The sequence below is a fragment of the Mesorhizobium sp. M1050 genome, assembly GCF_040318715.1.
Classification (GTDB): Bacteria; Pseudomonadota; Alphaproteobacteria; order Rhizobiales; family Rhizobiaceae; genus Mesorhizobium.
On sequence record NZ_JAMYMV010000039.1, the window covers coordinates 38,538 to 63,164 of the forward strand.

27 protein-coding genes and 4 pseudogenes are annotated in these 24,627 nt (G+C 63.4%); 3 read left to right on the top strand and 28 right to left on the bottom strand.

What is annotated here, in order from left to right:
• Position 1: 1 nt before the first annotated feature.
• The 7 genes and pseudogenes from trbL to trbB form a co-directional block, all read right to left on the bottom strand.
• Positions 2–1,363 carry a P-type conjugative transfer protein TrbL gene (trbL, locus tag NKH57_RS20645; protein ID WP_352946749.1) on the bottom strand — a complete coding sequence of 454 codons (1,362 nt, stop codon included), beginning with the start codon at positions 1,361–1,363 and terminating at the stop codon, positions 2–4.
• A 1-nt stretch (position 1,364) separates the two neighbouring features.
• The gene (gene trbK-alt, locus NKH57_RS20650) at positions 1,365–1,760 is read right to left on the bottom strand and encodes a putative entry exclusion protein TrbK-alt (RefSeq protein WP_352946751.1); all 396 of its coding nucleotides are present in this window, start codon (positions 1,758–1,760) and stop codon (positions 1,365–1,367) included.
• Between the two features lie 10 nt (positions 1,761–1,770).
• Positions 1,771–2,529, bottom strand: a complete 759-nt coding sequence (gene trbJ, locus NKH57_RS20655) for a P-type conjugative transfer protein TrbJ (protein ID WP_352946753.1) — start codon at positions 2,527–2,529, stop codon at positions 1,771–1,773.
• Positions 2,526–4,980 (bottom strand): annotated as a pseudogene (gene trbE, locus NKH57_RS20660) (conjugal transfer protein TrbE). Before trbE ends, trbJ begins: the two are co-directional and overlap by 4 nt.
• A gap of 14 nt (positions 4,981–4,994) precedes the next feature.
• Positions 4,995–5,291 (bottom strand): VirB3 family type IV secretion system protein, encoded by a 297-nt coding sequence (locus tag NKH57_RS20665; RefSeq protein WP_352605036.1) that lies wholly within the window; start codon positions 5,289–5,291, stop codon positions 4,995–4,997.
• Positions 5,291–5,623 (bottom strand): TrbC/VirB2 family type IV secretion system protein, encoded by a 333-nt coding sequence (locus NKH57_RS20670; protein ID WP_502900556.1) that lies wholly within the window; start codon positions 5,621–5,623, stop codon positions 5,291–5,293. The genes NKH57_RS20665 and NKH57_RS20670 overlap by 1 nt, the downstream gene beginning before the upstream one ends.
• Complete coding sequence (gene trbB / locus NKH57_RS20675) at positions 5,620–6,636, bottom strand: P-type conjugative transfer ATPase TrbB (RefSeq protein WP_352605034.1); 1,017 nt, start codon at positions 6,634–6,636, stop codon at positions 5,620–5,622. The genes NKH57_RS20670 and trbB overlap by 4 nt, the downstream gene beginning before the upstream one ends.
• 335 nt (positions 6,637–6,971) lie before the next feature.
• Here trbB and NKH57_RS20680 point away from each other — a divergent pair, with 335 nt between their 5' ends.
• Positions 6,972–7,100: a hypothetical protein gene (locus NKH57_RS20680; protein WP_352946756.1), complete on the top strand. Its 129-nt coding sequence runs from the start codon at positions 6,972–6,974 to the stop codon at positions 7,098–7,100.
• Between the two features lie 227 nt (positions 7,101–7,327).
• Here the strand turns inward: NKH57_RS20680 and NKH57_RS20685 are convergent, their stop codons facing one another.
• From NKH57_RS20685 to NKH57_RS20765, 17 genes are all read right to left on the bottom strand, one after another.
• Entirely contained in the window at positions 7,328–7,645 is a 318-nt protein-coding gene (locus NKH57_RS20685) for a helix-turn-helix domain-containing protein (protein WP_352946760.1), read from the bottom strand.
• Positions 7,642–7,989 (bottom strand): type II toxin-antitoxin system RelE/ParE family toxin, encoded by a 348-nt coding sequence (locus NKH57_RS20690; protein WP_502907320.1) that lies wholly within the window; start codon positions 7,987–7,989, stop codon positions 7,642–7,644. The genes NKH57_RS20685 and NKH57_RS20690 overlap by 4 nt, the downstream gene beginning before the upstream one ends.
• Before the next feature lie 363 nt (positions 7,990–8,352).
• Positions 8,353–8,808 (bottom strand): ribbon-helix-helix protein, CopG family, encoded by a 456-nt coding sequence (locus NKH57_RS20695; RefSeq protein WP_352946764.1) that lies wholly within the window; start codon positions 8,806–8,808, stop codon positions 8,353–8,355.
• 7 nt (positions 8,809–8,815) lie between these two features.
• Positions 8,816–10,801, bottom strand: a complete 1,986-nt coding sequence (locus NKH57_RS20700; RefSeq protein WP_352946766.1) for a conjugal transfer protein TraG — start codon at positions 10,799–10,801, stop codon at positions 8,816–8,818.
• Between the two features lie 27 nt (positions 10,802–10,828).
• Entirely contained in the window at positions 10,829–12,562 is a 1,734-nt protein-coding gene (locus NKH57_RS20705; RefSeq protein ID WP_352946768.1) for a relaxase/mobilization nuclease domain-containing protein, read from the bottom strand.
• Positions 12,563–12,805: 243 nt separating this feature from the next.
• Complete coding sequence (locus NKH57_RS20710) at positions 12,806–13,579, bottom strand: lytic transglycosylase domain-containing protein (RefSeq protein ID WP_352946770.1); 774 nt, start codon at positions 13,577–13,579, stop codon at positions 12,806–12,808.
• Between the two features lie 3 nt (positions 13,580–13,582).
• Positions 13,583–13,918, bottom strand: a complete 336-nt coding sequence (locus tag NKH57_RS20715; RefSeq protein WP_352946773.1) for a DUF736 domain-containing protein — start codon at positions 13,916–13,918, stop codon at positions 13,583–13,585.
• A 69-nt stretch (positions 13,919–13,987) separates the two neighbouring features.
• On the bottom strand, positions 13,988–14,533 hold the full coding sequence (locus NKH57_RS20720; RefSeq protein WP_352946775.1) for a S26 family signal peptidase: 546 nt from the start codon (positions 14,531–14,533) through the stop codon (positions 13,988–13,990).
• On the bottom strand, positions 14,530–15,051 hold the full coding sequence (locus NKH57_RS20725) for a DUF2840 domain-containing protein (RefSeq protein WP_352946777.1): 522 nt from the start codon (positions 15,049–15,051) through the stop codon (positions 14,530–14,532). Before NKH57_RS20725 ends, NKH57_RS20720 begins: the two co-directional genes overlap by 4 nt.
• Positions 15,048–15,281: a hypothetical protein gene (locus tag NKH57_RS20730; protein ID WP_352946779.1), complete on the bottom strand. Its 234-nt coding sequence runs from the start codon at positions 15,279–15,281 to the stop codon at positions 15,048–15,050. The genes NKH57_RS20725 and NKH57_RS20730 overlap by 4 nt, the downstream gene beginning before the upstream one ends.
• Positions 15,278–16,426: a replication initiator protein A gene (locus NKH57_RS20735; RefSeq protein ID WP_352946782.1), complete on the bottom strand. Its 1,149-nt coding sequence runs from the start codon at positions 16,424–16,426 to the stop codon at positions 15,278–15,280. Before NKH57_RS20735 ends, NKH57_RS20730 begins: the two co-directional genes overlap by 4 nt.
• Before the next feature lie 18 nt (positions 16,427–16,444).
• A complete protein-coding gene (locus NKH57_RS20740) occupies positions 16,445–16,726 on the bottom strand; it encodes a helix-turn-helix transcriptional regulator (protein ID WP_352946784.1) in 282 nt (93 codons plus the stop codon).
• A 140-nt stretch (positions 16,727–16,866) separates the two neighbouring features.
• The gene (locus NKH57_RS20745; RefSeq protein WP_352946787.1) at positions 16,867–17,412 is read right to left on the bottom strand and encodes a DUF2285 domain-containing protein; all 546 of its coding nucleotides are present in this window, start codon (positions 17,410–17,412) and stop codon (positions 16,867–16,869) included.
• The gene (locus NKH57_RS20750; RefSeq protein WP_352946789.1) at positions 17,384–18,043 is read right to left on the bottom strand and encodes a transcriptional regulator domain-containing protein; all 660 of its coding nucleotides are present in this window, start codon (positions 18,041–18,043) and stop codon (positions 17,384–17,386) included. Before NKH57_RS20750 ends, NKH57_RS20745 begins: the two co-directional genes overlap by 29 nt.
• On the bottom strand, positions 17,967–18,227 hold the full coding sequence (locus tag NKH57_RS20755; RefSeq protein WP_352946792.1) for a DNA -binding domain-containing protein: 261 nt from the start codon (positions 18,225–18,227) through the stop codon (positions 17,967–17,969). The genes NKH57_RS20750 and NKH57_RS20755 overlap by 77 nt, the downstream gene beginning before the upstream one ends.
• 173 nt (positions 18,228–18,400) lie before the next feature.
• The gene (locus NKH57_RS20760) at positions 18,401–18,727 is read right to left on the bottom strand and encodes a DUF736 domain-containing protein (protein ID WP_352946795.1); all 327 of its coding nucleotides are present in this window, start codon (positions 18,725–18,727) and stop codon (positions 18,401–18,403) included.
• 632 nt (positions 18,728–19,359) lie between these two features.
• Complete coding sequence (locus NKH57_RS20765; protein ID WP_352946804.1) at positions 19,360–19,785, bottom strand: hypothetical protein; 426 nt, start codon at positions 19,783–19,785, stop codon at positions 19,360–19,362.
• A 168-nt stretch (positions 19,786–19,953) separates the two neighbouring features.
• On the opposite strand from NKH57_RS20765, the pseudogene NKH57_RS20775 reads away from it, so the two are divergent.
• Positions 19,954–20,028: pseudogene (locus tag NKH57_RS20775) on the top strand (ArdC-like ssDNA-binding domain-containing protein); the annotation flags it as partial.
• Between the two features lie 156 nt (positions 20,029–20,184).
• Here the strand turns inward: NKH57_RS20775 and ligD are convergent.
• Both ligD and NKH57_RS20785 read right to left on the bottom strand, forming a co-directional pair.
• Positions 20,185–22,118: pseudogene (gene ligD, locus NKH57_RS20780) on the bottom strand (DNA ligase D).
• Positions 22,119–22,877: 759 nt separating this feature from the next.
• Entirely contained in the window at positions 22,878–23,033 is a 156-nt protein-coding gene (locus NKH57_RS20785) for a hypothetical protein (RefSeq protein ID WP_352946798.1), read from the bottom strand.
• Between the two features lie 83 nt (positions 23,034–23,116).
• Between NKH57_RS20785 and NKH57_RS20790 the strand changes: the two genes are divergently transcribed.
• Positions 23,117–23,332, top strand: a complete 216-nt coding sequence (locus NKH57_RS20790; RefSeq protein WP_352946800.1) for a hypothetical protein — start codon at positions 23,117–23,119, stop codon at positions 23,330–23,332.
• Positions 23,333–23,561: 229 nt separating this feature from the next.
• Here NKH57_RS20790 and tnpA read toward each other — a convergent pair whose 3' ends face one another.
• Both tnpA and NKH57_RS20800 read right to left on the bottom strand, forming a co-directional pair.
• Positions 23,562–23,990, bottom strand: a complete 429-nt coding sequence (gene tnpA / locus NKH57_RS20795; RefSeq protein WP_352607671.1) for an IS200/IS605 family transposase — start codon at positions 23,988–23,990, stop codon at positions 23,562–23,564.
• 207 nt (positions 23,991–24,197) lie between these two features.
• A pseudogene (locus NKH57_RS20800) lies at positions 24,198–24,627 on the bottom strand (adenylate/guanylate cyclase domain-containing protein); the annotation flags it as partial.

The window sequence follows — 24,627 nt, forward strand, 5'->3', positions numbered from 1 at the left end:
GTCAGTCTCTTTCAGAGAGGTTGATCGAGGAGCCGCTGCCATGGCTGTCACCACTGCGAACGGCGTGGGCGGCGGCCTGGACGCCATGGGTCATCTGTTGCGAGCGCTTCATGCGCTTCGCCCAGGCGGGCTGACTTTCGGTGGCGTAGGACGCGACGGGAGCGGAGCCGGCTTCGCCGGCGTTCGCGCCGATAGTGCCGGCGGTGGAGGATCCGCCCGTCGTCTCGAAGGCAGCGCGAGCGCCGGACTGGTAGCTCTGCTTCACGCTGCCTGCTGCATGATCGGCCGCGCGCTTCAACGGTGAGATGGCCCCTTGGGCGCCGGCGCTGATGACACCGCCGAGCCCGGATGCGACGCTGGAAAGGCCTGACTGTCCGGCCGCGCCGAGGCCGTAGGCTGTGGATGCCCTGCCCGCCGTTGCGGCACCGCCACGGGCCGCCGCTGCCGCACCGCCGCCGACAGCCGCGCCGCCGGATAGGACGGCGCCGCCGGCCGCTGCGCCCACTGCGACCATGCCGCCGGCGGCGAGCCCGGTGCCGACCGCCGCACCCGCGCCGAGCTGCGGGCCGCCGGAGACGAGACCATTGGCAATGCCAGGTCCGAATATGCCAAGGCCGAGCAGCGACAGCGCGGCCAGCACGATCGCCATGGCATCGTCGATCGACGGCGTGGTCCCACCGAATCCCGAAGTGAACTCGGAAAAGAGCGTCGAGCCGATGCCGATGATGACGGCGAGCACCAGCACCTTGATGCCGGACGAGATGACGTTGCCGAGCACCCGCTCGGCTATGAACGCGGATTTGCCGAACAGACCGAAGGGAATCAGCACGAAACCGGCGAGCGTCGTCAGCTTGAACTCGATCAGCGTGACGAAAAGCTGGATTGCCAGGATGAAGAAGGCCAGCAGCACCAGCGCCCAGGCGAAGAACATGCAGGCGATCTGGATGAAGTTCTCGAAGAAGGACCAATAACCCATCAGGTTCGAGATCGAGTCCAGCAACGGCCGGCCGGCATCGAGCCCGGTCTGCGCCACCTTGCCCGGGCGCATGAGATCGTTGACGGTAAAACCCGTACCCGAGGCCTTCAGGCCAAGCCCGGCGAAGCTTTCAAAGACGATGCGGGCGAGATTGTTCCAGTTGGAGATGAGGTAGGCGAAGACGCCGACGAACAGCGTCTTCTTGACGAGGCGCGCCATGATGTCGTCGTCGGCACCCCAGGACCAGAAGAGTGCCGCCAACGTCACGTCGATGACGATCAGGGTCGTGGCGATGAAGCCGACCTCGCCGCCGAGCAGGCCGAAGCCGCTGTCGATGTAGCGCGTGAAGACTTCGAGGAAATGGTCGATGACGCCCATGCCGCCCATGTCAGCGAGCCTCCGGCCGGGGCGGCTCAATCTGTATCGCGGGAGCGGTCACATCCGGCCGCTTCCCTTCTTTCCGGTTAGCCGACGCCGCAACATTCGGAAACAGCGTTGTCGGCGCCTCCGGAGCAGGCGCGGTTGCCGAGTCACGTTGACCGAGAAACCAGCGCCGGCTTTCTGCCCAGGCTTTCAGACAACCAGGATCGCGAGGACCGGCCTCGCCGATCCCGGAACAGCGACACAATTCGGCCGCGAGCGGATCTTGTGACGCGATGGAACGGTCCCGCGTCGCCAGGGCGTCAGGCTCATCGTCCTTGCTGCTCATCTCGATTGCGGTCACTGTCAAAGCGACAGCGATGAAGACGACTGCGCCGATGCGAGCGAGGAGCTTGCCTTCCATCGCGCCGGCCTCAGTTCTTGGCATAGAACATCTGCGCACTGCCGGGCTGGTAGCCCGAGCCCTGGGTCAGGAAGCGGCGGCGCTGCTCCCGGCCCTGGTCCGCGGCGGTGGCCTGCTCGGCCGATTGCAACGCCTGCGCCCGACCGTTCGCGGCGACGACCGCGGTGAGATCGGCGAGTTGCTGCGCCTGAAGCGCGAGGAGCTGGTTGCCGGCCTGTGTTGCCTGAAGCGCTCCGGTCGCACCCTGGCTCTGGCCGACCAGCGCCGACATCTCACTGCGATTGGTGTCAATGTTGCCGACGACGCCCGCCTGCACCCGCATGGCATCCTGAAGGCCACCAACCGTGTTGCCCCAGCGCGAGCGCGCTTCGGCGACAAGTTGCTGGTCCGAAGCCGACATCGAGACGTTGCCGTATTTCTGCTGGAACGCCTGATCGATCTGCTGGACGTCATAGGCAACGTTCTGCGCCTGACCGAGCAATTGCTGCGTACGCTGCACGGACTGCTGGAGCTCTTGCAGTGAGGAGAACGGCAGGCTTGCGAGATTGCGGGCCTGGTTGATGAGCATCTGCGCTTCGTTCTGAAGCGAAGTGATCTGGTTGGTGATCTGCTCGAGCGAGCGCCCTGCGGTCAGGACGTTTTGCGAATAGTTCGACGGATCGAAAACGATCAAGGCCTGCGCGGGTGTCGCCAGCATGGGCGAGAGCGCGGCGGGCGCGACAAGCAGTGCGGCAGCGAGCCGCATGCCAAGGGAGCGACGCAGTTTCATGGGAACTTCTCCTTGTTGGTGAGGGCGGGGCTGGTTAGGGCGGGAACGAGTTCAGCGGCCCAGCCGACGCCACGGTGGTTGAGCCAGGCAGCGAGGAAACCGTCGCGGCCGTGTTCCGCGAAGATGCGGGCGATCGCCGTCTGGTCGGTCTTCGCGGATACAGCGCAAAGCGCGAGTGCCACATCCGACAGACCGAGCTCGAACAGCCGGTTGCCGCGACGGGACTGGCAGTAGTAGTCGCGCTTCGGAATCGCCCGCGCGATGATCTCGATCTGCCGATCGTTGAGGCCGAAGCGGCGATAGATCGCGGTGATCTGCGGCTCGATGGCGCGCTCGTTCGGCAGGAGAAGCCGAGTCTGGCAGCTCTCGATGATCGCGGGCGCGATTGCCGAACCATCGATGTCGCTGAGGGACTGCGTGGCGAAGATGACGCTGGCGTTCTTCTTGCGCAGCGTCTTCAGCCATTCGCGGAGCTGGCCGGCAAAACCCTCATCGTCCAGCGCAAGCCAGCCTTCGTCGATGATGAGGAGGGTTGGCGAGCCATCGAGCCGGTCCTCGATGCGATGGAAGAGATAGGACAGGACCGCGGGAGCGGCGCCCGTTCCGATCAGCCCTTCGGTCTCGAATGCCTGAACCGAGGCCGATCCGAGATGTTCGCGCTCGGCATCAAGCAAGCGTCCGTATGGACCACCTACGCAGTAAGGGCGCAGTGCCTGCTTGAGATCATTTGATTGAAGCAGCACGACCAGGCCGGTGATGGTGCGCTCCTCGACAGGCGCCGACGCCAGAGAGCTCAACGCCGTCCAGATATGCTCCTTGACCTCAGGCGTGATCGTCACATTCTCGCGCGTCAGGATCGCGACGATCCAGTCGGCGGCCCAGGCGCGCTCGGGGACATCATGAATGCGGGCGAACGGCTGAAGGCTGACGCTATCGATCGCCCCATCGCTGAGTTCGCCGCCGAGATCATGCCAGTCGCCGCCCATGGCGAGTGCGGCCGCGCGGATCGAACCGCCGAAATCGAAGGCGAAAACCTGTGACCCTGCATAGCGGCGGAACTGCAGCGCCATCAGTGCCAAAAGCACGGACTTGCCCGCGCCGGTCGGGCCGACGATCAGCGTATGGCCGACGTCACTGACGTGAAGCGAAAGCCGGAACGGGGTCGAGCCTTCGGTCTTGCCGAAGAGCAGAGGGGGCGCTGCAAAATGCTCGTCCCGTTCCGGCCCCGCCCACACCGCGGAAAGCGGAATGATGTGGGCGAGATTGAGCGTGGAGATGGGAGGTTGACGGACATTGGCGTAAACATGACCCGGCAGGCTGCCGAGCCACGCGCCGACGGCGTTGATGGTTTCGATAATCGCGGTAAAATCGCGGCCCTGGATGACCTTTTCGACCAGGCGCAAGTTTTTCGTCGGCGATGCCGGGGTCATCGTCCCACACCGTCACCGTCGCGGTGACATAGGCCATGCCGGCATAGTCGGCGCCGAGCTCCTGCAGCGCCATGTCGGCATCGGCGGCCTTGTTTGCGGCGTCGGTGTCGACGAGGACGGACGCCTCGTTGGTCATCACCTCCTTGAGGATCGCCGCGATCGATTTGCGCTTGGCGAACCATTGACGCCGGATCTTTGTCAGCAGCCTGGTGGCATCGGTCTTGTCGAGCAGGATCGCGCGGGTCGACCAGCGATACGGGAACGCCAGCCGGTTCAGTTCGTCGAGCAGACCCGGCGTGGTCGCGGTCGGGAAACCCGTGACCGTGAGAATGCGCAGATGCGAGGCGCCGAGCCGCGGCACGAGCCCCCCGGTCAGCGGCTGGTCGGCCAGCATGGCGTCGAGATACATCGGCGTTTCGGGAACGCGGACACGGTGGCGATTGGTCGAGACGCAATCATGCAGATAGGTCAGCGTCTCGGCGTCATCGAGCCAGCGGCACTCCGGCATGAAGGCTTCGACGAGGCGCAGGACGCGATCACTGCGGTCGGCGAACCCGGCCAGCACCTCATGGGGGTCGAGCCCCTTCTTCGCGCGCCCTTCGTATAGCCAGCTTTCCGCTCGCGCGGCGTCTTCGGCGGGCGCAAGATAGGTGAGCGTCAGGAAGTAGCTGGACTCGAAATGCGCGCCGGCCTCCTCGAAGCCCGCCTTTCGCTCGGCATCGACCAGCGTGGAGGCCGCATCCGGAAAGCTGCTGTCGGGATAGCGGGTCGAGGCATGGCGCTGCGCTTCGGCGAAGATCGCCCAACCGGAGCCGAGACGGCGGAAGGCATTGTTGAGCCGGCCGGCGACGGCAACCAGTTCGGCCGGAACGGCGCTGTCGAGATCAGGACCGCGAAAGCGCGCGGTGCGCTGGAAGCTGCCGTCCTTGTTGAGGACAACGCCGGCGCCGACCAATGCCACCCAGGGCAGGAAGTCGGCGAGCCGGCTGCTACGGTTGCGGTATTCGGCAAGGTTCATCATTGGCGCGACCTCGCTCAGACCGTGAGATGCGCAGGGATGCGCAGATGCCGGCGAACGACGTCGACGAAAAGCGGATCGCGCTTGGCGGCCCAGACGGCGGCGACATGGCCGATGGCCCAGATGGCGATGCCGACGAGCCACAGACGCAGCCCCAGCCCCACGGCGCCGGCGAGCGTCCCGTTCATGATGGCAATGGCACGCGGGGCGCCACCGAGCAGGATCGGCTCGGTCAGCGCCCGGTGCACGAGGACCGCATAACCCGGCACTGCGTAGTCCGGCATTGGGCCGCCCTGTTCGACAGCGCCCCCCATCAGACCAGCGCTCCGCCGCCGAACGAGAAGAACGACAGGAAGAAGCTCGACGCCGCGAAAGCGATGGACAGGCCGAACACGATCTGGATGAGCCGGCGGAAGCCGCCCGACGTGTCGCCGAAGGCGAGCGTCAGGCCGGTGACGATGATGATGATCACCGCCATGATCTTGGCGACCGGGCCTTCGATCGACTGGAGGATCTGTTGCAGTGGCTGTTCCCACGGCATCGACGAGCCGGAGGCATGGGCGGGCGCGGCCATCACCAGGAGGAGCGTGGCACCCGAAACGGTCATGGCGAGACGATGGCGCGCGAGGCGCAGGCGTTGGATCATGGATTTTCTCCTTCAGGGCTTTGGATGAGCAAGGTCGGGCTGTCGCCGCTTGCGAGGACGGCTGGCGCGACCCGGTAATCACCGTCCGGGCGCAGGCCATCGACACAAGCGAGCTCGGACAGCCGGCGCGCGGAACCGCGGCCGGAAAGGACGGCAACCAGGTCGATCGTCTCGGCGATCAGAGCGCGCGGGACCGTGACGACGGCTTCCTGGATGAGTTGCTCCATGCGTCGGAGCGCGCCGAGGGCGCTGCCGGCGTGGATCGTGCCGAGGCCGCCGGGGTGGCCGGTGCCCCAGGCCTTGAGCAACTCGAGTGCCTCGGCTCCGCGCACCTCGCCGACCGGAATGCGGTCGGGGCGCAGGCGCAGCGACGAACGAACGAGATCGGAGAGCGACGCGACACCGTCTTTCGTGCGCATTGCCACGAGATTTGGGGCGGCGCATTGCAGTTCGCGCGTATCCTCGATGATGACGACGCGATCGGCGGTCTTGGCCACTTCAGCGAGCAGCGCGTTGATCAACGTGGTCTTGCCGGTGGATGTGCCGCCTGCAACGAGAATGTTGGCGCGGTTGGCAACGCCCTGGCGCAGCGTGTCCGCTTGGCACACCGACATGATCCCGGCCGCGACATAGTCCTCAAGGGTGAAGATGGCGACGGCGGGCTTACGGATCGCGAAGGCGGGCGCTGCGACGACAGGAGGAAGGAGCCCCTCAAACCTCTCCCCCGTCTCGGGCAACTCGGCCGAGATGCGTGGGGCGCCGGCATGGACTTCGGCACCGACATGATGAGCGACGAGGCGAACGATGCGTTCGCCGTCCGCAGCCGACAGGCGCTCTCCTGTGTCGGACAATCCCTCGGACAGGCGATCTATCCACAAACGCCCATCGGGATTGAGCATCACCTCGACGATGCCGGCGTCGTCGAGATAGCGGGCGATCGCGGGTCCGAGCGCTGTGCGCAACATGCGTGCGCCGCGAGCCAGACCTTCTGAATTGTGAGGCGAAGCTGCCATCCTGTCCCCGTTTCGATCCGGGGGAACATTGGCGGCCCCTGGACGGGGATGATTAAGAGAGCCGTATCTCGAGAGGTTTCAACACCTATGTCGAGGCGTAGTGGCTTAGCGTGCAAATACAGGAGATTGGCGGTGCCGACGTAAACGGCGCAAGTCGGCGATTATTAGTTCTGCTTTAGGTACGGCGATTATCTATATGGTCCTCGACAGGCCGGGACCCGTAATCCACGTATTAGACTGCGCATATCAGGCGAATCCGCTGCGACAGCTACGAGGGTTGCCCAGCGTCTCTTGATTTTGTACCAACCCTATGATCGAAAACATGGAGGCTGATTATGGACGACTACGACAACGAAAAAGGCGCAAAGCGTGAAGACGTGCGCGCCTCGTTGAAGGGATGGGCTTGGTTTATTGCTCTGACGCTCGGGATCTTTGGTGCCGCCTACGCTTGGATTGAGGTCTAAGCGCGCGCCTTAGGTACGGGGCTTAGAGACCCGACGCTGGCGCGCTGCAACACCGTCGATAGCTTCGAGTCGCTGCGAAGCCCAGCTGGGAAATTGTCGCCGTAGGTCTGACGAAGGGTGTCCGCCTTCGTGTTCCCGTGCTTTTCGCTAATCCTACCGTCCTGGTTGCGGTGGCGCCCATCCGAACCTGGATAATCAATTGTGCGCTCGTCGGCAAAGCCGTCAGATCACGCGGCTTCAGCACGAGTTGACCGGCGAGGCTTGTGGCGAACCACCACGTCGACCTTGTAGTCGAGCCGGTCCAGACAGCGAACCAGCCTGTCTATCGAAAACTTACCCGTCCGCCCGGTGGTGATCGCGGAGACGTCGGGCTGCTTCATTCCGAGCAGTTCAGCCGACTTCGCCTGGGTCAGGCGCCGGCGCTTGATAATGGCGCGGATCTCGCGGGCCAGCTTGGCCTTGAGCAATTCCTCTTCGGGATTGTCAAAGCCGAGGTCCGCAAACACATTGCCGCTGCTCACTTCGGCGGTGATGTCTTCTGTCATAACTTTGTTCCCTTCCCATAGTTTTCGCGATAGTGCGCCTCGGCCGCCTTCAATCGCACTGTCACGAGATCGATTTCGTGCTTGGGCGTCTCCCTGCCCTTCCTCGACTTCTTCTGGAAACAATGAAGCACGTAGATCACACCAGCGAAACGGACTGTGTAGACGGCCCGGTAGGTATCTCCGTCGAAGTCGTCGACCACCTCAAGGATGCTGCGGCCCCCAAACCCTTTCAGGGCTTTGACAGCCGGGTGCTCCTCACCATTCTGGGCGTCGTTGATTGCGACACCCATCAACCGGCGAACCTCGACCGGAAACTCGCGCAGGTCGTCCTTCGACGACCCCATCCATACCGTGGGCTTTTGGTTTCTCATTCGCCCTTTGCCTTATAGCATACAGACTATAATTTTCAACGAAAAATCCTGTCACCGCCTAGCCACTGAAAATGACTGGTTCGGCTCAGACGGCTGTTTCTTCCAAGTGATCATAGAAGCTCATGAAGGGGTGGTCCCTCATGCAATCACGGATCTTAATTTGCGGATTTCGCGCCCAACATGGTTCCCGTATCAGCGACCCCACCCTGCGGCTGTCTAGTTCTCGTCTGCCAAACCCGACAGGTTGGCAACGCACGTTCCATGACAACATATCGTTCCAACGCTTTGATATATTTTACATATTGATGCTTGCGAAATCTCGGTCCGCCAGTCCATTTAGCGCGCGGGCGTGCCGGGCTGGTTTGTGTCCAGACCGCCATCGATGTCCTCGGAGATCTCCTGCCGAAGCTTTGGACCTTTCGCCAGGCGCCGGCCGAGCGCGGTGACGAAGGCATCATAGCGCTCGCCAGCCTTGGCGTGGGCTGCCTGTGCCGCGGGCTCGGGCAACGCTGGTGTTGTCGCCAGCCAGAAGCGGACGAAAACAGCGAGCGTCTCCACGGCAATCCCGAGATCGCGCTCCTGGCGTGCCGTACGGCGATCGAGTTGATCGAGCCGCTTGGTGATCGCCGCCTCCTGGCGCTCGGCGGCATCGGGCGAGAGGAACGACTCGATGGCCGCCTCGGCAACGAGTGATCGTGAAAGATCTCGTCGCGCCGCATGTTCGGCCAGCCTGCTCATGACCTTCGGATCGAGATAGACGGACAGGCGTTGTTTGCGGGGTGCCTTTATCATGGGAGCCTCACATATCCACGCCGTCGCCGGGGTCGAGCGACGCCTGCCGCGCAATGCCCTGCATGAGGCGCGTCAGTCGACGGTTGCGGGCAACCTCGTCCTCCACGTCATCCAGGTGATCGATCTCGAATTCGTTCTCGGTCGAAGGCTTCACGACCTGCTCGACGCGACTGAGCTCAGGTTGTCGACGACGCTCGGAATCAGTTGTGTCGTCATCCGTGGCCGACGGCGCCGACGTGGCTTCACCAATCTGCGGACGCGAAGGCAGAGGCAGTCTGGTCCAGTCGTCGGGCCTCCCCTCCTCCGCCGCCGCCGTCAGCACCGGCGGCGGCAGGATACGTTCCCGGAAACGAACATCCTCATGATAGCGCGCCTTTTTGGCACGGATCGGCGGCGCACCCGAAACCATGACAATCTCGTCGGTGGCCGGCAGCTGCATCACTTCACCAGGCGTCAGCAGAGGCCGAGCCGTCTCCGAACGGGACACCATGAGATGACCGAGCCACGGCGACAGCCGGTGGCCGGCATAGTTCCTCATGGCCCTCATCTCGGTCGCTGTTCCCAGCGCGTCCGACACGCGCTTGGCGGTGCGCTCGTCATTGGTGGCAAAGCTTACCCGGACATGACAGTTGTCGAGGATCGAGTTGTTGGCGCCGTACGCCCTCTCGATCTGATTGAGGGATTGAGCGATCAGGAAGCTTTTCAGGCCGTAGCCGGCCATGAAGGCGAGCGCCGACTCAAAAAAGTCGAGGCGGCCAAGCGCCGGGAACTCGTCGAGCATCAGGAGCAGCCGGTGCCCTTTGGCCCTCACCTGCAGATCTTCAGTCAAGCGGCGACCGATCTGATTGAGGATCAGGCGAATGAGCGGCTTGGTCCGGTTGATGTCGGACGGCGGTACGACGAGGTAGAGTGTCGTCGGATGGTCGTCGTCGACAAGGTCGGTGATGCGCCAGTCGCAGCGGCGCGTGACCTCGGCCACGACAGGATCGCGATAGAGGCCGAGGAACGACATGGCGGTGGACAGCACGCCCGAGCGCTCGTTGTCTGATTTGTTCAAGAGCTCCCGCGCGGCGCTGGCGATGACCGGGTGCGGACCCGCTTCACCCAGATGCGCAGTTTTCATCATCGCGGACAGCGTCGATTCGATCGGACGCTTTGGATCGGAGAGGAAACCGGCAACGCCGGCAAGCGTCTTGTCGTGCTCGGCGTAGAGGACATGCAGGATCGCGCCGACCAGAAGGGCATGGCTGGTTTTCTCCCAATGATTTCGCCGCTCGAGCGAGCCTTCAGGATCGACCAGGATATCGGCGATGTTTTGAACATCGCGGACCTCCCATTCGCCGCGACGCACCTCAAGCAGCGGGTTGTAGGACGAGGATCTCGAATTGGTTGGATCGAACAGCAAGACACGGCCATGCCTGGCGCGGAAGCCCGCGGTGAGCTGCCAATTCTCGCCCTTGATATCGTGAACGACGGCTGAGCCCGGCCAGGTCAGCAGTGACGGGACGACGAGGCCGACACCCTTGCCCGAACGTGTGGGCGCGAAGCACAGCACGTGCTCCGGTCCGTCGTGGCGCAGATAGGCGCCGTCAAACCGCCCAAGCACCACTCCATCGGAGCCGAGAAGGCCAGATGCCTTGACCTCCTGCTTGTCTGCCCAGCGGGCGGAGCCGTAGGTCTCGACCTTCTTGGCCTCGCGAGCCCGCCATACCGACATGCCGATGGCGACGGCGACGGACGCGAAACCGCCCGACGCCGCGATAAAGGCTCCCTCCACGAAGATCGACGGCGCGTAAGCATCGAAGCCATACCACCACCAGAAGAAGGACGGCGGAAGGTAGAACGGAAAACCCAGGACATGGAACCATGGCCTGCCGAGCTCGGGCTGGAAATCCAGGCGCCAGGCCACCCACTCCGTCGCGCTCCAGGTGGTGATCAGCACGATCATCAAGACCGCGAGGATCTGGCCCCAGAGAATCTTGGTGGCGGACATAGTCACGGTCCTTTCTTCAACGTGAGGTTAGAGGCCGAGGCCTCGCTTGCGGCCGAAGCTCCAGTCGATGCCGCCGTCATTGCGAGCAACGCCAGAGACGTGGCGGCCAAGATGCTTTTCGAGAGACGGCGTCCAAGGCACCAGCTGGAAACCGAGGCCGTCATCGATCATGGCGAAGCGGCCCGACGCGAGCGTGAAGCGCTGCCGGTAGGAACCCGTGACATATTCGCCGCCGCGGGTGCGGTTGAAAGGCTGGCCGGTTTCGGCCGAGAGCTTTTCACTGAGCGCCTCCAACTCGCGGCGACGCAGCGTGTCGATCAGATTGCGCGTAAAGCTGATGCGTTGGCCCTGCCGCTCGCCGAGGCCCTGTTCGACGAGGTGGTCGGCGCGGCGCTGCATTGCCTGCCGCACCTCGGCGCCGAAGCCGCCTTCCGACAGCGCAATCGGTTCGCGGGCGATATTCTGACGGTCAAGCCAGGTCGCGCCGGCGGCGGAAACCTGCCGCTCAATATCGAGATCGGAACGGACGGCAAGTGCTGCGCGCGAATGTCCCTGCGCGTCATGGAACTTGCGCAGCTCGACGATCGAACCCGGAGCGCTGTCGCCGGCGGCATCGAGATCGGACAGCTTGATGTGATGTGTGCGACCGTCGGTGCCATCGACCACGGCGTAGGCGCTGCCCTTCAGCTCATCATCGAGACCGCGGTCGACCAGCCGACCCACGATCGGTGTGTCGAGGCGCTCCGCCGCCAGCACATAGGTCGCCGAGCCGCGCTCGATGCCCTTTTCGGTCAGGGCGATCCGCTTGATGATGTCACCGCGTTCGCCAAGCTCGCGCAGCGTCGCCTCGGCCTTGTCGTCGATGATCCACTGGCCCGGGCCGACCTGTTCGGCAAGGCCGAGGGTTTGGAGCTTGCGCACCCGCCCGACCTTCAGCACGTGATACTCGTCGGGCTGGGCGTTCGTCGGGGACGCAAGATCGACAACGGCTGTGTCGCGGCCATCGCGAACAAGCTGCCGGTCAAGCTGGGTCCAGCGTTCGGCCTCGACCTGGCGCTGCAGATTGCGGCGGATGTCGAGATCTGTGCGCGGGCCGAGTTCCTGGGTAACGAGATCGGCGGCGCGGGCGCGCATTCCCTCCTTGATGTAATCGCGGGAGATCACGAGATCCTGCCCGTCATCAGTGCGACCGCGCAGGATGATGTGAAGGTGCGGGTTGTCGGTGTTCCAGTGATCGACGCCGGCCCAATCGAGCTTTGTGCCGAGGTCCTTTTCCATCTGGCCCATTAGATCGCGGGCGAAGGCTTTGAGGTCCGCCATGTCTACAGCATCTTCCGGCGAGACGATGAAGCGAAAGTGGTGGCGATCATCGCCGCACCACTCGGCGAAAGCACCCCCATCCACCTCACCGGTCTCCGGCCCGAACAGCCTTGTCTTCTCCCCGTCACGGGTGACGCCCTCGCGGCGCAGATAGGTGAGATGGGCCGCAAGCGGCGCGCCGCGCGCGTGATGGCGCACCAGCCGTGTCTTGATGATCACGGTTCGCGAGGGGCCGGTGAGGAGACGATTGGCGCGCACGCTCGCCGAGCGGCCACGCCCGAACGTCGAGCGATTGCCCGGACTGATCCGGCCGGAGCGAGAGATGCGGGCGCCGGCCTTCTGAGCGGCGGCAAGCGCCTGCGCGATGAAGGGCCTGGCGCGCTGGGTTCCAGACGAGCGGATGCGGCCGGGGCGGATTCGGAAACCATCCTCACCGTTCATGGCGAAGATCTGCACATCGTATCAAGGCATGGAAATCACAGCGAAAACAGTGCTCCGGCGAGGTGCGGCAGATCTTCGCACCTCGCGGAACTCCTGCATAACCTCTTGAAACAACACAACCGATCGACGCCGCACCTCGCGGCCTTTTATCTAGCCATCTTCCGGTTGTTCTGCCCACCTTCCGCCTCCACCCACGCCACGGTGCGCTGGAGCTTGCGGTTGCGCGAAGACGACCATGCGCGCTCATGGCTGGATCCCTTCGCCCGCTCGCGCCACGAAGAGGCCTTCGGACAGCGGCACGATGGCGGAGACATCGCGCACGGTGGATGCGGAGCTCGCGTTATTTGGTGGTCGCTCGGTCGGCACGTGAGCGACAGCTTGTATGCGATCCGGCTGACCGACGAAGAGCGAGCCGTGCTTCCACGAAATGGCCTCGACAGACGTGACTGCGAAAGGGCGCATACCCTCGCTTTCACCGAACAGGGGGGCAAGTGCTGCGACATAGGCGCGGGTCTCGGCCGGTAATTGACGCCCAGTGAGGTAGGCTTGGTAGCGCGCAGGTCCCGCGTTGTAGGCCGCCAGAAACCCCGGTGAGCCGAAGCGATCGTGCAGTTCGCGCAGATACGCCGTTCCTGCCAGGATGTTGTCCCGGGGATCGAACGGATCGCGGCCAAGCGACCAGCGGGCGCGCAGATCATCCCATGTGCCGGGCATGATCTGCATCAAGCCGCGGGCGCCTGCGCTGGAGACGGCGCGCACATCGCCCGCACTCTCCTTGCGCATGATGGCGCGTATCAATGCGTTTGGAACGCCGAAGCGGTGCGAGGCTTCTGCGATATGCGCGCCGAACGGATCGCGTTGGGACGGGCTTGGGACGGCCAAGTCCTGCGCCACTGTCGCCGCCGGCATGACGGTCGCGACGGTCAGGCCGCAGAGGAGGAGCAGAGCCATGCGCCGGGCAGCGCGAAGCGGCCCGGGCGCACCGCGATGGCTCGTCGACGGACGGCGAGCGCGCATCGTTCAATCCTTCTCGCTACGGTCGCGCGGTCGCGCCCAGTGCAGCGACCAGGAGGTTTTGTCGTCGCCATTGCGAAAGAGGTTCGCGCGTATCGGCTGCGCGAAGGTCGGGTCGTCGAGCTGGATCGAGACATAGTCTCCGGCCTTTTCGCTGGAGCGTTTCCAGCCGGCACCAATCTCGGGGCCGTCGTCGTTTCCGGCGTGAACGCGGTAGTCAGGCGCATTCTCCGTTTCGCTCGCCTCTGCCGCCACAATGGCGATATCCAGGTTGAGGCTGAGCGTGTGGATCCGCCCGCTATAGCCAGTCTTCTGGCGCGTGAATTCCCCGATCTGTTGCATGTCAGGCTCCTGTTTTCAGTGGTGCGGTGATGAAGGCTGGCGGCACGACGCGCGCCGCCGGTCGCGCGCTCACCGCGTTGGCGCGCGCCATTCGAAGCGTCCGTTGCCCTCCTCGTCTGTCCACAACGGGACGGCACGGCCGATGATCTGGCTGGTGGAAAGGAGGCCGAAGTAACGTCCGTCGAGGCTGTCGCGGACCTGCCAGTTCATCAGGAAGACCTCGCCGGTCGGAATGCGGCGGCAGCCCTGCCAGACCGGCAGGTCACGGCCGGCCCGATCACGCTCGAGCGCCGCGCCCGCCTCGACACCGTCGACAGTGATGGTGAGGTTCGAGCGACAGACAAATTGCCCGGAAACGCCAAGGATGCGCTTCAAGAGTGGCACGCCCCTCGGCAGATAGCCGCGATCAGAGAGGAACGCCGCGAGTGGTTCGGGCGCGTCGACGGCGACAAGATCGGTGACCTCGAAGGGTCCGTCGAAGTCGATCGTGTAGAAGCCGATCGGTGCGCTAGCTGACGCATTCCAGATGAGCTTCGCGGGCATCGAAGTGAGGCCGGGATAACCGACGCCCATGGTTGCGAGAACGCTAGCGAGGATGATCCCGGCGCGCGTCACGGCTCGGTCCTCTTGCGCAGCAGGAACGCGCGATGTTGGTCGAGTGTGTAGCTGCGCGGCGCGTGGCCGGCGGTTATCCGGTTGTGGATGTGCCGCCAATGATCGGGCGACACCAACTCAGGCTCGATGTCGAGGCGCTGGATGGCGTCGATCGCCTGCAGCACGCGTTCGACCTTGGGCCAGCTCTCGACCTTCAGGAGGATGTCGCCTCCGGGGCGCACGAAGGGCAGTGTCTGATAGTGTTCGCCAGACGCGACCGCACGCACGATGTCGACACGTGAGATGATCGTTCCAAAATCGTTCGCCGCCCAGCGCACGAAGGCGAAGACCGCGCCGGGACGATAGGACAGGATGCGCCGGCGACGATCGATGATCTGTTCGTGGGCGTGCGTGCCGAACCGTATCCAGTTCTCAATCCTCTTCTCGACCCAGGTCAGTTCGACATGGATGAGATTGTCGGTAGCGTGGTGCGTGGCCGGGAACGTGCCGCGCATGCGGGGAGCCGCGATGCCAGTCATGAGGGTTCTCCTAATGTTGCTGGGACGAGCATCTCGCGCCGAGTGTTGGCGACGATGACGTCGTGCTCGAAGGCGGCGATGCGGTCGCGCTCCTGAGTCGTCATGTCGGTGGTCGGGCGCACGACCAAGGTCGCGAACTGATTTCCCTTGGAGGTCAATTCACCGGCGAGATGCAGCGTCAAAGTTGCCTTGCCGACACGGCTCTTTTGATTGAGCAGTGCGGCGATCATCGGGTGGCTCCCGGGCGCGGATCAAGAGGCGGATTCGGGACTTCGGAGCCGATGGTTGCCGTGCTGCTGCCGCCAGAAACCGATGGCCCATTCGAGGTCTTGTCGGTGTCTATGCTGAGTGCGTCGCTGGTTCGTCGGATGAGCCTCTGCACATTGCGCGCGCGCTCTTCAAAGTTAGAATCTTGGTTAGATTCTAAGTTAAGGGCGCGATTTCGGCTTTGCTTTCCTAGGGTTAGGCTCCGTTTTGGTTCCTGATAGCACGAGCCTGCGGTTCCCGATGGCACGATAGGTCCGGTTCCCGATAGCACAGGCTTTCCACAGGAGCCGATCCGCTCGAAGGCAAGCAGAACCCGGCCGCCAATCTCCACTTCCAGCGCAAGGGTGTAGCCGGGCAGCGGCTGGCGGCGGATGATGTCGCGCAGCTCGAAGGCAAAGCGCTTGTAGGGCGACAGGCTGCCGGATTTCTGGTGAAGGTGACGAAAGTCGAAGCGCCAGCCGTCGCGCTGGCGTCCGCCATGCTTGCGCACCAGCCGATAGAGCCAGCGCTCCAGCCCGCCAGTCAGGTCGAAATAGGTGCGATCAATCGTCAGCACGAGCGCATCATCGAGGACCGCCTGGTAGAACCAGTCGGGGACGATCAACTCGATCCCCGCGGGTTTACCATGGCGGTCGATGCGCTCCTGCCACTCATTGATCCATGAAAAGCGGTGACGCCGGCCTTCAGCGGGCTGACGGATGGTCGTCGAGACGGTGGTCGACTGCAGCCGGTCAAGCGCCGCCTTCAGGCGCTGATAGTCGCGCAGGCTCTTGCCTCGGCCGACGAAGGTGAGGATCTCATAGGGCGTGGTGGCCATCAGCCGCGAAGTGCGAAGCCCGCTGTCACGCGCCTCGACGATCTGGCTGGCGGCCCAGATGAGGATGTCGGCGTCCCAGATGGTCGCCATGCCGTGATCGGGTACGGCCTCGACCCGGATCGTGACGTTGCCGGCCGCAAAATCGATCGGGGTGATGCGATGGGTCTTGGAAAGGGCGAAGAACGGATAGGCCATGAGATCCTGCGCGTCTCGTGGGGCGAAGTCGCCAGGCAGCGCCCGGAACAGGTCGAGCTGCCCGCGCTCCGAAAGGGTTTGGTTTCGCGCCACCATCTGGAAATCCGCGCGCGGTCAGCGTGCGTATCGTCCGCCATGCGCCGGCGGCGTCGGCGTGTGACGCTTGGCGGGCAGGACCGACCCACGCGGATCGGATGTAGAGGTGACAGCGCCGCGTTCGGCCCAAACCTGAAGATCGTCGACGGCATAGACGACACGGCCGCCGAGCTTGCGGTAGGAAGGACCGGTGCCATAGGTCCGGTGCTTTTCGAGCGTGCGGGCGGACAGGCTGAGGAAATCCGCGGCTTCCTTGGTGCGCAGGAAGCGCGGCGGCAAAACGGCGATATCGGGTCGCATGGGTCGAGCCTCCGTGGGGTTTTGGGCAGCCGCTGGCGTTCAGCGGTGGACGGAGACCACGGTGGCGGAGAGTAAGCTTCGTCAGGGATGGGGAAGTTGAGGGGGGCTAAAACTCCACCCCTTTTGCGCGGCCAGACCCGCTAGGATCGACGGCGATGACGCAGGATTTGCAAATAGCCGCCGCCGATCATGGCGGTGGCGCCTTCGACGAGACCGATCACCGCATCGCGCAGCGCGGAGGTTTTCCAAGGATCGGCGGCGACGCGCTTAAACCCGTAAAGGGCGATCGCAATGTCGCGGTAGCTAGCGCCATTCGAGTGGCCGTCAGCGGCCTGTATCATCAGTCGAAAGCGGCGGCGCTGCTGCGGGGTCATCCGCGTGTCCGAAGGTGTGGGGCGCCCCTGCAAGGAACGCCAGAAACGGGTGAGTGCTTCGATCCGTCCCAACGTTTCTGCATCCAAGGGGACCAGCGCCGCGAGGTGGCCGTGCGGGTCACTGCCGGGCAGAAGGAGAAGTTGGGTCGCGACACCTGCACTATGGACAGTGTGGCGTCCTTCCGGGCTGTCGTGGAGCACGCCCAGGCCGGTCAAAGGCGCCGATCGCAAGGACGACAGGAATTCCAGCGCCGGCACGAGAGAAACCACAGCTGGGTCGACGTCAGGCGACCACAGAACGTCCTGCGCCAAGGCGGACAAATCCGGCCTGGCCGGAAAATCGCAACCCCCACTGCCGCTGTGCCTCAGGGTGGAAGGGTGCTTTTTCAGCTCTTATGGTCAGGAGCGCTTGGTAGTGCCGTTGATAGGGTTCGTGACGCCTCAGACACTCCCAGGCGAGCCCTTCGATGGGTAAAGTATCGAAATAATCGTAGCTGTCATTGTCTCGCCAATGCGACGTATCCGGCCTCATCCAAGAGCTCCTCGCAAAAAACGCGTAGACCCCGCCTCCAAACGATTCCGGGTTGTAGCGATTGGCGGAAGACCCTTGCCGGGCATCGGGGGGTTGCCCGTAGGCGAAACCCCCCCAAACACACGCGGGGTGGGGGGTGTTTCCGGGGCGGCCCCAAGGAGAAAGGGTGCCGGCACGCCCCAACAACCCCGCGCGCCGCCCATCCCCCCCCCCAAAAAACCGCCCCCCCCCCCCCACCAACCTATGCCGGGTTGACGCGTTGGCCGCAACCCCCTGGCCGGGCATGGGGGGACCCCACTGCGCAACCACCCGCGAAACCACAGGCGCTGTGGTGCTAGTTGCCGGGTCGACGCAAGAGATAACGGTAGCCTGCACGCGCCATCCAGCGCGCTCGCGCCAGATGGCTGTCATGGATGCGCCGGGCGCGTTGTGGCTCCTTCGTCAGATCAATGCCGAAGAGGATTTCGACCACCTCGCGCCAGTCCGCGCCGTCGTCGGCGGCGTCAAGCAGGCGCATATAGAGCTTGACGTGTTCCCGATCGTATTCGGTGAGTTCGTCACTGGTCGGCGCGGTTTCGTCAAACGGCTCGATCATCGCTTGCCTCGTCTTCACAGAGTGAAAGCATTTTATAGAAACAACAGCGCCGACGGAGGATAGCTGATAAGCATCAGGCGATGCGGTTTCGGCATCGCTCTCGGCTTGGGTGAATCGAACCGGACCGTCCGCGGAAGAGGCCCCAGCCTTGCGGCCGGGGCCTGCGCGGGTCCTCAGTCGCCTCGCCGCGCGCTCGGGCGGGACCAGATGAGCGAGAAACCCTCACCTTCCTCGTCGTCGAAGAGGTTGGCGTAGATCGGGGCGTTGAAGCTCGGATCGTCGAGCTTGAGACCGAGGTAGTCGCGGCCCTCGTTGGAGGTCTTCGACCATGCGGCGCCGATCTCGGCGCGGCCGACCAGCACCCGGTGGCTGGGAGCGTTCTCGCCAGTGGCGCGGATGTCTGGGACGATGCGCACGTTCTTGGCCTGGACGCTGAGGGTGACGATTTCGCCGGTGAATTCGTTCGAGGCGGACTTCTTGAAGGTGCCGATGGTAGCCATTGTAAGTCTCCGTTTTCTGTTCCGAGCCCGCACCATGCGGCCTCGATGGCGATCGGGTGGCCGGAGGCGACCGACGACGCATCGCTTGCGACCGGAGCAACGCGGAGGACGGCGCAGGAACGGCTTTCTTGTCTCGCGAGGAATGGCGGCGCTCGGGGTCCCCATCCGCTTGCGGCAATGGGGTGGGCGCCGGCAGGGGAAGAAAGTCGGACGCGCCGTTGCGGCCTAGGCGGTCGAGGCTTCAGCCGTCCTTCGGCCAGATCAGCCCATTGAAGAGGCCGTTTGGAGCGCTCTTGGGACGGATTGGCAACGGAGACGTTGGCGTCCAATGCGCCGCCAGCGGATCGCTACGAGCTTCATTGGCATCGCCCACGCATTCCAGGCACCAGATGCGGTGCACCTGCAACGCCCCCGTCACCGGTCGCGCTGCCGTCCTGCCACCGAATGGCCGGACCTGCCTTGCAGCATCGACCGAACAGAGTTCAAGGCCACAAACGAGGCCGCGCCGCACGTGGCCGTTGCTCGATGTTTGGCAGCTCGATGCTTGGCATCTAGCCCGATTTGCTCCAACCACCGATAATGAGGAGGCCGGGCCTTCGTCGGTCTGGTCCACCCGCCTCGCTCACGCGGGTCTAGGCTCGAACCACGTCCCTGCCGGATTGGTCGGCGGCTGTCATGCCCGCGACCCGGAGATATGCCGTGATGCCGACGGCGGTCGCGCCAATGACGGAAAAGGCGATCTGCCAGATCTCCGAAGGTATCATGTGCTTCGCGAAGCCATGGGTGGCATGGTAGCCGGCAACGATCGCAGGCGCGACGAAGACCAGCGTGATCGCCAGCTTCGCCCACGTAGGACGAACAACGCCGAGGAACATTTGGCCGACGCCGAGCGTCAACCCGGCTGCGAGGATGCCGACGAGGATCGCGCCAAGCCAGCCGGCGCCGGTGTTGAATGCCCACGTACCTGCGCTGACGCCGACGAACAACGGGAGGGCGAAGATAGCAAGCGTGAAGAGCCTCAAGCGCGGTCTCGATCTGGCCGAGGCGCTGATCGACATCGTCGGGGAGTTCATCGGATTCGCCATACTCGGCTTCCAGCCGATCGTACTCCGCCGTCCAGCAGCGCCTGAGGCTGGCCAGGGTTTCGGCCAAGCTGCAGGAGGTTTACGAGCAGGATGGCATGAAGCTCGAGCAACTCATGGCCTTTACCGTGACCGACGATCACTCCCGTCCAGGGCTGGCTGACTTTCCGCCAGGCGCTATCGCTGGGCGGCCATGTCCGCAAGGGCGAACACGGCTCTCCTCCAGCTCTCAACCCGTCACGGCAAACCGTTCCGTACTCTCACTCTCGACGGCTTTGCCGGGGCCTCCCGCAGAAGGGGACGCTCTCGAACTTGGGGCAAAGGCGGACCGCGCCAAATCAGCAAATGTCGCTGATTATCTAGGTGTGGTTATGGCTACCGGACTGCGTGGCGAATGCGGTCGGTAAGCGTTTGTTCGACGTCGAAATAACCTTCCCAGGCTTCGGGCAACTGAGCCCGCGCGGCGGCGGCGAAAACATCAAAACTGTTGGCGCTTTCGCAGGTGGGCAACTCATCCCAGCTGACGGGCACCGCACACGACGCCCCCGCGCGTGCCCGCGTCGACCAGGGGCAGATGCAGTGGAGCCCTGGCCGTTGCGCAGGTAATCGAGAAACATTCGGCCCTTGCGCTTCGCCTTGCTCATGTTGGCGACGAAACGCGACGGATCTGTGCGGGCCAGCAGTTCGGCGAAATCTTGGCAGAAGCTCTTGACCTGGTCCCAGTCTGCCTCCGGGACGAGTGGCACGACCACATGAACGCCCTTGCCGCCAGAGAGCAACGGCCACGACTGCAGTCCAAGCGCTTCCAGAATGCCCCGAATGTCGAGGGCTGCCTGCTTAACGGCAGTAAAGCCCAAGCCCTCGTCGGGGTCGATGTCGAAGATCATGCGGTGCGGCAGATCCGGCTGCTGGCGACGGCTTCCCCAGATGTGGAATTCGAGCACATTCATCTGGACACCTGCGATCAACCCAGCCAAGTCATCGACCCACAAGATGCGGCTTTCCTTACCGGACATCTTCTCCAATTGGCCGTCATGGATGGCCTTGGGCATGCCTGGCAGTCTGTGCTTCTGAAAGAAGGTCTGCTGCAGGTCGCCGTCGGTATCGCGCACCAGCGACAGCGGTCGATCCTGGATGTGCGGCAGCATCTTCTCGGCGACAACGGCATAGTAGGCGGCGAGCGTGGCCTTGGTGACCTTGGTCGCCGGATACATGACCTTGTCCGGATGCGTCAGCTTGACGCCGACAGCAGCGGCGATCTCCTTGCCAATTCCCGGATCGAGATTGGCGGAGCCAAGAGTTGCCGGCGTCTTCGGCATTTCCATCACGACCTGGTCGGCCCGCTTGTCTTCGCGCATGCCCTCAAAGCTTGGATGCCGCAAGCTGCCGTCCGGTGTCACTTCGGCATAGGTAACCTCGGCAACAAGTTCGGGCTTCACCCATTTGGCACGTCGGGCAATGTCTCTCGGGACGGAGGCGAAAGCCGGTTTCTCAACACGGCGCTTCTCGAGCTTCGCGAGGATGTCCTTGCGCATCGCCGCAGTGAACCCCGTCCCGACGCGGCCGCGATAGATGAGCTTGCCATTGTCGTAAGTGCCCAGGATCAGCGAGGCCATGCCATGTCCTGTGTCACTTGGGCGATAGCCGCCGACAACGAATTCCTGTCGCTTCGTGCACTTGATCTTGAGCCAACTCCAGGTGCGTTCGCCGACGTAGGGGCTGTCGGCGCGCTTGGCGATGACGCCTTCGTGACCGCCCTCGCACATGGCGTCGAACACCTTTCTGCCGTGGTCGACGATGTGGCTGGAAAATTGCAGGCTGTCGTCGGGGCTGCGAGCGCCAAGCAGGGACTCAAGTCGTTCCTTGCGCTTTAGGAGCGGCTGTTTCGACAGATCTTCGCCATCGAACTCAAGCAGATCGAAGGCGTAGAACTTGAGGGGCATACCCGCGGCAATGCCGGTTTTCAGCATGGAGAAGTTCGTGCGCCCCTGGCTGTCGATGGCGACGATCTCACCATCGATCAGAACCGCGCCTTTGGTCAGTCTCTGAAGCGGCGGCAAGATGACCTTGAACTGTCGGGTCCAATCGTGGCCATTGCGGGTATAGACGACTACATTCGAGCCGGAGATGGCGACTTGGGCACGATAGCCGTCGAACTTCATCTCGAAGAGCCAATCCCCGCCCACCGGTATATGGTCTGTCAGCGTGCATAGCTGGAAGGGACGAAACTCCGGGAGCCGATATGTAGCGACAGATTCTGAGTCTCTGGGCCGTGTGCGCCTTTTGCTGACGGTGCCGTCTACAGCCATGCTGAACTCAGATACTTAGAGCGATTCAATACCCTGCCTGGGATTCGGTTCCATGCCCAAGCATCTCCGCGCCGGCGACCGTCGGCGCTCAAAGGAAGAACGGCGTATAAGCCGCAGTCCTGCGCGCGGCCGCAACAGCGGACCATTGTCGCGCGCAGGACGGAGGAAATTCGCCCCCGCCGCGGGCGGTGAACGGGACAGCCGTAGGAGCGTCAGCACAGCGCCGGCCGCAGGACGGGACGCGGGACCGACTGTCCCCGTCCGCGGTGGTCCGCATGTGAAGTCGACCGGCGGAGATGGCGCGAGATTTCCGGCTCTCGACAGTGCGACCGCTGATCGCGATCGGAGTGTCCGACCCAGCGCCGAAATCGATGAGGTCTTCCATCCCTTCATCCCTCAATTGCGTGGCAGCTTGTGAATTTCCATCCTGACAGGCCCTCCCCTGTCACAACTTGTGCAGAAGAGCGCTCGCTCGACCGAACTGAATAGAGCGCCTTTTCCATAGCGCTCAATGAGGCTGGCTGGCTTTACCGTTGCATGGTGCGAACAGGATCTGCACCAAGCTCGCAGCACATGCCACTCGCGAAGATCGTCGAGCGCCACGGTCCAGGGCAGCGTGAACGCTGCCATCGATGATGGCCTGCGGTGGGATCTTGACCTCGCCTGGTGTCAGGATTTTCTCCATCACATGCCGACTGTTGTAGTGGATCAGCAACATGCCCGGCCGGCGCCGGATGGCGGCCTGCCAGGCCGCCTGACTCACCGTTGAATCAGGGAACGCGAAATGGTTTCGGATAGGGCCTGTTCGTCGCGATCCCAGACCTCGATCCGGAAATTGTCTTCCGCGGTTTTTGCCATAGCTTCGCCGGCCAGCGTCTGTGTTCTCTTTTTGTTCACATCGGCAGAAATAGCCATAGGAGGCGAACCATGGAACTTCGCTTGAACATTGAAGGGGCGACACCCCAAGAGCTCGACGCGGCATTGCGGCAGCCGAAGCGGTGTTTGCACGTACCGGCATTACGGCCTTGCAGGGCGCGGAAGGACTGCTCGCGTTGGAAGGCTGCGACATCAAGGGCTTTCCAGAAGACGACAAGCCTACCGAGGACGAGGATCAGGCTGCCACTGTTTGGCTGGAAGCCGACGAGGCTGCGGCGCGGCATGTTGCGCGGGCTGGTCTGCGGAAAAAGTTCCGAACCATCAGGTCATGGAGTTGATGAACGTTCCCCGCACGAAATTGCAAGCCGAGGCGATTCCGGACACTTGGCCGGATCGTAAGCAGTTGTATCCTGACGTCCTCAAGTTTGCGAATGGCTGCAATGCGCCTAATCTCAGTCATTAAAGCTAGCTCTGCCACTGCGTGAATACTCCACCGCCTAAAGGCGGTGGCTTCAAGTTACGGCTCAAAGCCGGATCGGTCCGCCGTCCGGCGGACAGGGCGCGAACTCACGTCACGTTGAAGTTGTCGTCGGGCTCGGGCGGCTCCTGGTTCATGATGTATTCGGCCCACATCTCGTCGGTCACATTCCCGCTGCTCACCACCCAGTAGCCTCTCGCCCACAGGTGCTGGCCCCAGTAGCGCTTGCGCAGTATTGCGAACTCGCTCAGCAGCTTGTGCGAGCTGCGCCCCTTCAGGTGCTGCACCGCGCGCGATACCGACAGCCGCGGCGGGATCGACACCAGCATATGCACATGGTCGCGGTTGATCGAGCCGGCATGCACAACCATCTCATGCGCGCGCGCCGTCTCGCGCAGCAACTCCCGGCACCGGTTTCCAACGTCGCCGCCAAGCACCGCGTAACGGTACTTCGTCACCCAAACCAGGTGATACTTGCAGTCCCAAACCGTGTGGCTGCCACGCTTGTACGCTTCCATCCAGCCAGTCTACACGGCAAGCGCCGCGATCCCAGCCGCCTAAAGGCGTGGGGTTTCCTGATCCCCTATCGGGGACTCTAAAAGCGGACGCTAGTGACGACCTCACTGGAGGTCGCGGCTGCGCCAATTGTCGACGTTTGCAGTTATGCCAACAACGTCGCGTCTACTCGGCAAGCAGACTTTCGGGCTTTTGCGGCATTTTGGAGTTCACTTGACGACCGAAAACTCGAACTGGTCCCCGCGGTAAACGGCCTTGTATTCGTCGTCGCGCCCCGGCGTCCTGAACACATTGCGAAAAATCGCCCCACAGCTTGTCAGTTCTATGGGAAAGGCGTTGCACAAGAAATCGCCTTGCACCCACGAGGTTCCTACGCGGCTCCTCTGGCCAACGGTCTCGCTGACGGCGCCGTCGACCGAGGTTGTGCGCTGCATCGGCAGGAACGTGGGCATTACCAATTTTCCGCGCGTTTCGTGCCCGAACATGAGAGACTTTATTTCCGCCCCTGTGAGCCGGTCCTTCGGATTCATGCCTGCCTTTGCCAATGCCGACATCTCTGGCACACCTGCCTTGGTCAGCCCGGCCAAAAGGCGTTCGATATCGGCTGTATTCTTGAACACCATGTAATCCTGGGTCATC

Coding starts and splice junctions, on each gene's coding strand:
- NKH57_RS20685 (WP_352946760.1), bottom strand. CDS start 7,645: ATGACAGAAGACATCACCGCCGAAGTGAGCAGCGGCAATGTGTTTGCG.
- NKH57_RS20735 (WP_352946782.1), bottom strand. CDS start 16,426: ATGGTGGCGCGAAACCAAACCCTTTCGGAGCGCGGGCAGCTCGACCTG.
- NKH57_RS20740 (WP_352946784.1), bottom strand. CDS start 16,726: ATGCGACCCGATATCGCCGTTTTGCCGCCGCGCTTCCTGCGCACCAAG.
- NKH57_RS20725 (WP_352946777.1), bottom strand. CDS start 15,051: ATGACTGGCATCGCGGCTCCCCGCATGCGCGGCACGTTCCCGGCCACG.
- trbK-alt (WP_352946751.1), bottom strand. CDS start 1,760: ATGGAAGGCAAGCTCCTCGCTCGCATCGGCGCAGTCGTCTTCATCGCT.
- NKH57_RS20705 (WP_352946768.1), bottom strand. CDS start 12,562: ATGAACGGTGAGGATGGTTTCCGAATCCGCCCCGGCCGCATCCGCTCG.
- NKH57_RS20680 (WP_352946756.1), top strand. CDS start 6,972: ATGGACGACTACGACAACGAAAAAGGCGCAAAGCGTGAAGACGTGCGC.
- NKH57_RS20785 (WP_352946798.1), bottom strand. CDS start 23,033: ATGGCTATTTCTGCCGATGTGAACAAAAAGAGAACACAGACGCTGGCC.
- NKH57_RS20750 (WP_352946789.1), bottom strand. CDS start 18,043: ATGACAGCCATCTGGCGCGAGCGCGCTGGATGGCGCGTGCAGGCTACC.
- NKH57_RS20690 (WP_502907320.1), bottom strand. CDS start 7,989: ATGGGGTCGTCGAAGGACGACCTGCGCGAGTTTCCGGTCGAGGTTCGC.
- NKH57_RS20700 (WP_352946766.1), bottom strand. CDS start 10,801: ATGTCCGCCACCAAGATTCTCTGGGGCCAGATCCTCGCGGTCTTGATG.
- NKH57_RS20710 (WP_352946770.1), bottom strand. CDS start 13,579: ATGCGCGCTCGCCGTCCGTCGACGAGCCATCGCGGTGCGCCCGGGCCG.
- NKH57_RS20765 (WP_352946804.1), bottom strand. CDS start 19,785: ATGTCGATCAGCGCCTCGGCCAGATCGAGACCGCGCTTGAGGCTCTTC.
- NKH57_RS20760 (WP_352946795.1), bottom strand. CDS start 18,727: ATGGCTACCATCGGCACCTTCAAGAAGTCCGCCTCGAACGAATTCACC.
- trbJ (WP_352946753.1), bottom strand. CDS start 2,529: ATGAAACTGCGTCGCTCCCTTGGCATGCGGCTCGCTGCCGCACTGCTT.
- NKH57_RS20715 (WP_352946773.1), bottom strand. CDS start 13,918: ATGCAACAGATCGGGGAATTCACGCGCCAGAAGACTGGCTATAGCGGG.
- trbB (WP_352605034.1), bottom strand. CDS start 6,636: ATGGCAGCTTCGCCTCACAATTCAGAAGGTCTGGCTCGCGGCGCACGC.
- tnpA (WP_352607671.1), bottom strand. CDS start 23,990: ATGGAAGCGTACAAGCGTGGCAGCCACACGGTTTGGGACTGCAAGTAT.
- NKH57_RS20730 (WP_352946779.1), bottom strand. CDS start 15,281: ATGATCGCCGCACTGCTCAATCAAAAGAGCCGTGTCGGCAAGGCAACT.
- NKH57_RS20665 (WP_352605036.1), bottom strand. CDS start 5,291: ATGGGGGGCGCTGTCGAACAGGGCGGCCCAATGCCGGACTACGCAGTG.
- NKH57_RS20695 (WP_352946764.1), bottom strand. CDS start 8,808: ATGATAAAGGCACCCCGCAAACAACGCCTGTCCGTCTATCTCGATCCG.
- NKH57_RS20755 (WP_352946792.1), bottom strand. CDS start 18,227: ATGATCGAGCCGTTTGACGAAACCGCGCCGACCAGTGACGAACTCACC.
- NKH57_RS20670 (WP_502900556.1), bottom strand. CDS start 5,623: ATGATCCAACGCCTGCGCCTCGCGCGCCATCGTCTCGCCATGACCGTT.
- trbL (WP_352946749.1), bottom strand. CDS start 1,363: ATGGGCGGCATGGGCGTCATCGACCATTTCCTCGAAGTCTTCACGCGC.